General features: G+C 61.9%; 8 protein-coding genes. 4 read left to right on the top strand and 4 right to left on the bottom strand.

The annotated features are described in order from the left end of the window. Positions 1-45 precede the first annotated feature (45 nt). Positions 46-1575, bottom strand: a complete 1530-nt coding sequence (gene gpmI / locus ACE04F_RS26095) for a 2,3-bisphosphoglycerate-independent phosphoglycerate mutase (RefSeq protein WP_486110506.1) — start codon at positions 1573-1575, stop codon at positions 46-48. A gap of 152 nt (positions 1576-1727) precedes the next feature. On the opposite strand from gpmI, the gene ACE04F_RS26090 reads away from it, so the two are divergent. The 3 genes from ACE04F_RS26090 to secB are packed head-to-tail and all read left to right on the top strand — an operon-like array spanning position 1728 to position 2920. Further along, a complete protein-coding gene (locus ACE04F_RS26090) occupies positions 1728-2141 on the top strand; it encodes a rhodanese-like domain-containing protein (RefSeq protein WP_305497431.1) in 414 nt (137 codons plus the stop codon). A gap of 1 nt (position 2142) precedes the next feature. Next, positions 2143-2397: a glutaredoxin 3 gene (grxC, locus tag ACE04F_RS26085; RefSeq protein WP_186710850.1), complete on the top strand. Its 255-nt coding sequence runs from the start codon at positions 2143-2145 to the stop codon at positions 2395-2397. Between the two features lie 40 nt (positions 2398-2437). After that, on the top strand, positions 2438-2920 hold the full coding sequence (gene secB / locus ACE04F_RS26080) for a protein-export chaperone SecB (RefSeq protein WP_305497429.1): 483 nt from the start codon (positions 2438-2440) through the stop codon (positions 2918-2920). Positions 2921-3050: 130 nt separating this feature from the next. On the opposite strand, the gene trmL is transcribed toward secB, so the two are convergent. Further along, on the bottom strand, positions 3051-3506 hold the full coding sequence (trmL, locus tag ACE04F_RS26075; RefSeq protein WP_486110505.1) for a tRNA (uridine(34)/cytosine(34)/5-carboxymethylaminomethyluridine(34)-2'-O)-methyltransferase TrmL: 456 nt from the start codon (positions 3504-3506) through the stop codon (positions 3051-3053). On the opposite strand from trmL, the gene ACE04F_RS26070 reads away from it, so the two are divergent. Beyond that, positions 3505-3945: a hypothetical protein gene (locus tag ACE04F_RS26070; RefSeq protein ID WP_486110504.1), complete on the top strand. Its 441-nt coding sequence runs from the start codon at positions 3505-3507 to the stop codon at positions 3943-3945. The genes trmL and ACE04F_RS26070 overlap by 2 nt on opposite strands. A 498-nt stretch (positions 3946-4443) precedes the next feature. On the opposite strand, the gene ntrC is transcribed toward ACE04F_RS26070, so the two are convergent. Together ntrC and ACE04F_RS26060 are read right to left on the bottom strand one after the other, a co-directional pair. After that, positions 4444-5880, bottom strand: a complete 1437-nt coding sequence (gene ntrC / locus ACE04F_RS26065; protein ID WP_186613250.1) for a nitrogen regulation protein NR(I) — start codon at positions 5878-5880, stop codon at positions 4444-4446. Further along, positions 5877-6175, bottom strand: a 299-nt coding sequence (locus ACE04F_RS26060; protein WP_486110503.1) for an ATP-binding protein, incomplete at its 5' end; no start/stop codon positions are given. The genes ntrC and ACE04F_RS26060, both read right to left, overlap by 4 nt.

Raw genomic sequence — 6175 nt, 5'->3', positions numbered from 1 at the left:
TACCGTTTTCGCGAGCAGGCTCGCTCCCACACAGGTAACTCTGGGTCAGACCAGGATCGAAGTCCCGGTCATCTCCGCCGGCTGTTCCATGCCCAGCAGCATCAGCATCGTCGGTGCCACGTCAGCCAGCACGCCACCCTCGCGGACCTTGAAGTCACGCTTGCCGACATAAATGAATGGCACCGGCTCAGTGGTGTGGGCCGTGTGGGCCTGGCCGGTGGATTCGTCGGACATCTGCTCGACGTTGCCGTGGTCGGCGGTGATCAGCGCTTCGCCGCCGACTTTTTCCAGCGCCTCGACGATGCGGCCGACGCAGGTGTCCAGGCATTCCACGGCCTTGACCGCTGCGTCGAACACGCCGCTGTGGCCGACCATGTCACCGTTGGCGTAGTTGACCACGATCACGTCATAACGCTGGTTCTCGATGGCGTCGACGATGCGGTCGGTCACTTCCGGCGCGCTCATTTCCGGTTGCAGGTCGTAGGTGGCGACCTTCGGCGACGGGATCAGGATGCGCTCTTCGCCCGGGAAGGGCTCTTCGCGGCCGCCGGAGAAGAAGAACGTCACATGGGCGTACTTCTCGGTTTCCGCGATGCGCAGTTGGGTCTTGCCGTTTTTCGCCAAGTAATCGCCCAGCACGTTTTCCAGGCTACCGGCAGCGAAGGCCGATGGCGCGGGAATGCTGGCGGCGTATTGAGTCAGCATCACGAAACCGGCCAGTTTCGGCTGGCGGGCGCGTTCGAATTCCTTGAAGTCATCTTCGACGAATACGCGAGTCAGTTCGCGGGCACGGTCGGCGCGGAAGTTCATGAACACCACGGCGTCGCCGTCTTCGACTTTTACCGGCTCGCCGAGGGTGGTGGCCTTGACGAACTCGTCGCTTTCACCACGCTCGTAGGCAGCTTGCAGGCCTTCTTGCGCGGTGGCGGCGTGGAATTCGGCATTGCCGTCGACGATCAGATTGTAGGCCTGGGCGACGCGGTCCCAGCGGTTGTCGCGGTCCATGGCGAAGTAACGGCCGATGAGGCTGGCGATCCGGCCCTTGCCGAGGGTCTTGAACGTGTCGTCCAGCAACTTGATCGACGATTCGGCGCTCTTCGGCGGCGTGTCTCGGCCATCCAGGAAGGCGTGAAGATAGATGTTTTCAGCGCCGCGCCTGGCGGCCAGCTCGGCCATGGCGATCAGGTGGTCCTGATGGCTGTGCACGCCACCGTCGGACAGCAGGCCCATGAAGTGCACGGCCTTGCCGGCAGCTACGGCTTTATCCACGGCGGCGCAGATGGTCGGGTTTTCGAAGAACTCGCCGTCGCGGATCGATTTGGTCACCCGGGTGAAGTCCTGATACACCACGCGGCCGGCGCCGAGGTTCATGTGGCCGACTTCGGAGTTGCCCATCTGTCCGTCCGGCAAGCCGACATCCATGCCGCTGCCGGAGATCAAGCCGTTCGGCACGGTGGCCCACAGGCGATCCAGCACAGGCTTCCTGGCCGCGTAGACGGCGTTGGATTCGTGGCTGTCACTGTGACCGAAGCCGTCCAGAATCATCAGGACCAAAGGTTTAGGCGTGGTAGTCATGGAATCCACTCTTGGCTGGTTAAAAGAAGACGATGGAAAAGGGACGGGCAGTTTAAAGGTAAGTTCCGGTGCCGTCACCGCCGGGCGGGGTTTGGCCGGCCTTGCGTGCTGTGTATACTGGCCGACATTTTAACGCCCTGGAACCTCCTTCGATGGTTGCTCACCTGATTGAATTTGCCACTAACCACTACATTCTCGTCGGTATCTTCGTCGTACTGCTGGCGTTGCTGGTTGCCCACACGATGCAGGGCGGCGGACGCAGCCTGAGCACCGGCGAGCTGACCGCACTGGTCAACAAGGACGCAGGCGTAGTGGTCGACATCCGCCCGACCAAGGATTACGCCGCCGGTCACATCGTCGGCGCGCTGAACATTCCTCAGGACAAACTGATCGCACGCGTGGCCGAACTGGAAAAACACAAGGCCAAGACGCTGATCCTGGTCGACGCCCAGGGCCAGCAGGCCGGCACCCTTGCCCGCGAACTGATGAAGTCCGGCTTCACCGCCGCCAAACTGTCCGGTGGCGTTGCGAGCTGGAAAGCCGACAATCTGCCCCTGGTGAAGTGACATGCCCCACGTAGTTGTCTATTCCAGCGATTACTGCCCTTATTGCTCCCGAGCCAAGCACCTGCTCCAGAACAAAGGCGTGGCTTTCGAAGAGATCAAGGTCGACGGCAAGCCGCAACTGCGCGCCGAAATGACCCAGAAGGCCCGGCGTACCTCCGTGCCGCAGATCTGGATCGGCGACACCCACGTGGGCGGTTGCGATGACCTGTTCGCCTTGGAGCGCGCCGGCAAGCTCGACGCGCTGCTCAAGGCCTGAATTCCCAATTAATAGAATCTGAAAGTAAGAAGGATCTGCGATGACTGACCAACAGAACACAGCTGCCACTGAAGAAGAAGCCGCACCGCAATTCTCCTTGCAGCGCATTTACGTCCGCGACCTGTCCTTCGAGGCCCCGAAAAGCCCGGCGATCTTTCGCCAGCAGTGGGAGCCGAGCGTGGCCCTGGACCTGAATACCCGCCAGAAAGCCCTGGAAGAAGATTTCCACGAAGTGGTGCTGACCCTGTCGGTGACCGTGAAGAACGGTGACGAAGTCGCGTTCATCGCCGAAGTCCAGCAGGCCGGTATCTTCCTGATCAAGAATCTCGATGCCGCTTCGATGAGCCACACCCTGGGCGCGTTCTGCCCGAACATCCTGTTCCCGTACGCCCGCGAAACCCTGGACAGCCTGGTGACCCGCGGCTCGTTCCCGGCCCTGATGCTGGCCCCGGTGAACTTCGATGCCTTGTACGCGCAAGAGCTGCAGCGCATGCAACAGGAAGGCGGCGCGACCGTCCAGTAAGCGGCGCTTTCAGCCGAGTATCAAACCTGTGGGAGGGGGGGGGGGGGGGAAAGCGCTATATCAGTCAATCAAGCACCGACTGAGCTGACGCCCCCCCCCCCCCCCCCCCTCCCACATTTGTTATGCGATGCTATTGAAAGCCGTTCTGCCGCCACGCCTCATAAACCGCCACCGCCACGGTGTTGGACAGGTTCAGGCTGCGGCAGCCTTCACGCATCGGCAAGCGCAAGCGTTGGTCCGCCGAAAGTGCGTCCAGTACTTCGGCCGGCAGGCCACGGCTTTCCGGGCCGAACAGGAATGCATCGCCGGCGACGAAGCTGGCGTCATGAAACGGCCGCGAGCCCTTGGTGGTGAAGGCGAACAGGCGTGGATGCCCGAGGCTTTCCAGGCAACTGGCCAAGTCGGCGTGCCGCTGCAAGGTGGCATACTCGTGGTAGTCGAGGCCGGCGCGGCGCAGGCGCTTGTCGTCCATTTCGAAGCCCAGCGGTTCGATCAAGTGCAGGTGGCAGCCGCTGTTGGCGCACAGCCTGATGACGTTGCCGGTATTGGGTGGTATTTCCGGTTGAAAAAGGATGACGTGAAACATGCACGGCTCCGCAGATAAAGATGAGCGGCATTCTACGCCGCAAACCGATCGGCGTTCGAAGCTATTGCCTCGGGTGATGGGCTCCCTGGCGATCGTCGGCGTGATGGTCGGGCTGATGATCGGCCGCCTGACGACGCCCGATCCGAGCGAGCTGCAACAGATCGAGGTGACCCAGGCTGGGCTGGTGGCCTGGTTCAACAACGAACCGGAGCTCCACGGGGAAATCGTTGACGGCTCCGTGGCGCTGTTGTTTCAGGCGCAGGGCCATCCGCAGAAGGGTCAGCTCAAGCTCAACGGCAAGGACGTGAACTGGCGGGTGCGCTTGAGTGACAAGGGATTGCTGCTGACGCTGGTAGCGGCGCGTCCGTTGCGAGGGGAGTGGACCGGCAGCGAGGTCGATGACCGCTGGCGGTTGGAGATCCGTCTCCAGGAGCAATAAAAGAGGGAATCCCCGGCCTGCCTGTACCAAGGTTCCCAAAACGGGAGGGCTCGCCGTGAAGGCGCAGCCCGGATGTAAAGAAGGGAAACCTTGACCTGCCTGTATCAAGGCCCCCAAAACAGTGGGCTCGATGAGCCCGGTGTAAAAGAGGGGAATCCCCGGCCTGCCTGTACCAAGGTCCCCGAAACTGGGTAGTGATTGGGTTATTGCAGGGGGCGTGCCAGTTTTAAATGGCTTGTCACAAAAAACTGCTGAAGATGCGAAAAAGCCCCGTATTCCGGGGCTTTTGTTTAAGTGTTGCGCGGTTTTTTGGAGCTGGGGCGATCGGTTCTGGCTCGTCGTACATGAGCAATTGCGGTTCGCAGTGCATTGAAGCGGTGCACAACCTTTCAGAAGCTTCGCGAGCAGGCTCGCTCCCACATTGGATGGTATTGGCCTTTGTGGGAGCGAGCCTGCTCGCGATTGGATTTTTGAATTCAGTGCTGGACCAAAGGCTGATCAGCCCTCATCCCCCTCATCATCATCCCCACCATCAACCTTCATCCCCAATTCCTTGATTTTGCGGGTCAAGGTATTGCGGCCCCAGCCCAGCAGCACGGCGGCGTCGCGGCGGCGGCCGGCGGTGTGCTTGAGGGCGGTTTCGATCATGATGCGCTCGAAGGCCGGGACGGCGCTGTCGAGCAGGCTCGATTGACCGCGGGCCAGGGCCTGATCGGCCCATTGGCGCAGGGCCTGTTCCCAGTTGGTCACCGGCGCCGAATCCTGTGGCAGGCTCAACAGTTCCGGTGGCAAGTCGCTGATATGCACTTCGCGACCCGACGCCATCACTGTGATCCAGCGGCAGGTATTCTCCAGCTGGCGCACGTTGCCGGGCCACGGCAGGTTCTTGAGGTATTCCTCGGTCTCGCTCTTGAGCAGCTTGGGCTCCACCGCCAACTCCTGGGCCGCACGGCCAAGGAAATGCCGGGCCAGGGTCGGGATGTCTTCCCGGCGGTCCGCCAGGCGCGGGATGTGGATGCGGATCACGTTCAGGCGATGGAACAGGTCTTCGCGGAACTTGCCGGCGTGGACCAGGGTTTCCAGGTTCTGGTGGGTCGCGGCGATGATCCGGACATCGACCTTGACCGGCGTATGCCCGCCGACTCGATAGAACTCGCCGTCGGCCAGTACCCGCAGCAGCCGGGTCTGGGTATCGGCCGGCATGTCGCCGATTTCATCCAGGAACAACGTACCGCCATCGGCTTGTTCGAAGCGGCCCCGGCGCAGGTTGGCCGCGCCGGTGAACGCGCCTTTCTCATGGCCGAACAGCTCGGACTCCATCAGGTCCTTGGGAATCGCCGCCATGTTCAGCGCAATGAACGGCGACGCCGCTCGTGGGCTGTGGCGGTGCAGGGCGTGGGCCACCAATTCCTTGCCGGTGCCCGACTCACCGTTGATCAGCACGGTGATGTTGGAATGGCTCAGTCGACCGATGGCGCGAAACACTTCCTGCATCGCCGGCGCTTCGCCGATGATTTCCGGGGTGCGGGCCAGGGCCGGGACTTCTTCCAGGCCTTGTTGCTCTTGGGCGTGCTGGTTGGCGCGCTTGACCAGAGACACGGCTTCGTCGACGTCGAACGGCTTGGGCAGGTATTCGAACGCACCGCCCTGGTAGGACGCCACGGCGCTGTCCAGGTCGGAATGAGCGGTCATGATGATCACCGGCAGCCGCGGATGTTGCTCGCGAATCCGCGCCAGCAAGTCCAGGCCACTGGCGCCGGGCATGCGGATGTCGGAAATGATGACGTCCGGCTGCTGACGGGCCAGGCGGCTCATCACCCCGTCGGCGCTGTCGAAGCTCTGGGTGGTCATGCCTTCCTGTTGCAAGGCTTTTTCCAGGACCCAGCGGATAGAACGGTCGTCATCGACGATCCACACGGTTTCACTACGGCTCATGTCGATGTGGCTCCTTGTTCCAGTGGCAGGAAGATCGAGAAAGTGGTGTGGCCGGGGTGGCTCTCACATTCGATCAAGCCCTGATGCTGACTGATGATGTTCTGGGTGATGGACAGGCCCAGCCCGGTACCGTCCGGACGGCCGCTGACCATGGGAAAGAAGATGGTTTCCTGCAATTCCGCAGGGATGCCCGGGCCGTTGTCGATGATTTCGATCTTGGTCACCAGGCGATGGCGCACATGACCGATGGTGAACTGGCGCATGGCGCGGGTGCGCAGGCTGATGCGACCCATGC

This window comes from Pseudomonas sp. AGC41, assembly GCF_057334555.1.
This window is presented reverse-complemented; position numbering and strand designations above follow the sequence as displayed.

What these genes read in the sequence shown, in the direction of transcription:
- trmL (WP_486110505.1), bottom strand. Translation starts at nt 3,506, where the DNA reads ATGTTTCACGTCATCCTTTTTCAACCGGAAATACCACCCAATACCGGC.
- grxC (WP_186710850.1), top strand. Translation starts at nt 2,143, where the DNA reads ATGCCCCACGTAGTTGTCTATTCCAGCGATTACTGCCCTTATTGCTCC.
- secB (WP_305497429.1), top strand. Translation starts at nt 2,438, where the DNA reads ATGACTGACCAACAGAACACAGCTGCCACTGAAGAAGAAGCCGCACCG.
- ACE04F_RS26090 (WP_305497431.1), top strand. Translation starts at nt 1,728, where the DNA reads ATGGTTGCTCACCTGATTGAATTTGCCACTAACCACTACATTCTCGTC.
- ntrC (WP_186613250.1), bottom strand. Translation starts at nt 5,880, where the DNA reads ATGAGCCGTAGTGAAACCGTGTGGATCGTCGATGACGACCGTTCTATC.
- gpmI (WP_486110506.1), bottom strand. Translation starts at nt 1,575, where the DNA reads ATGACTACCACGCCTAAACCTTTGGTCCTGATGATTCTGGACGGCTTC.
- ACE04F_RS26070 (WP_486110504.1), top strand. Translation starts at nt 3,505, where the DNA reads ATGCACGGCTCCGCAGATAAAGATGAGCGGCATTCTACGCCGCAAACC.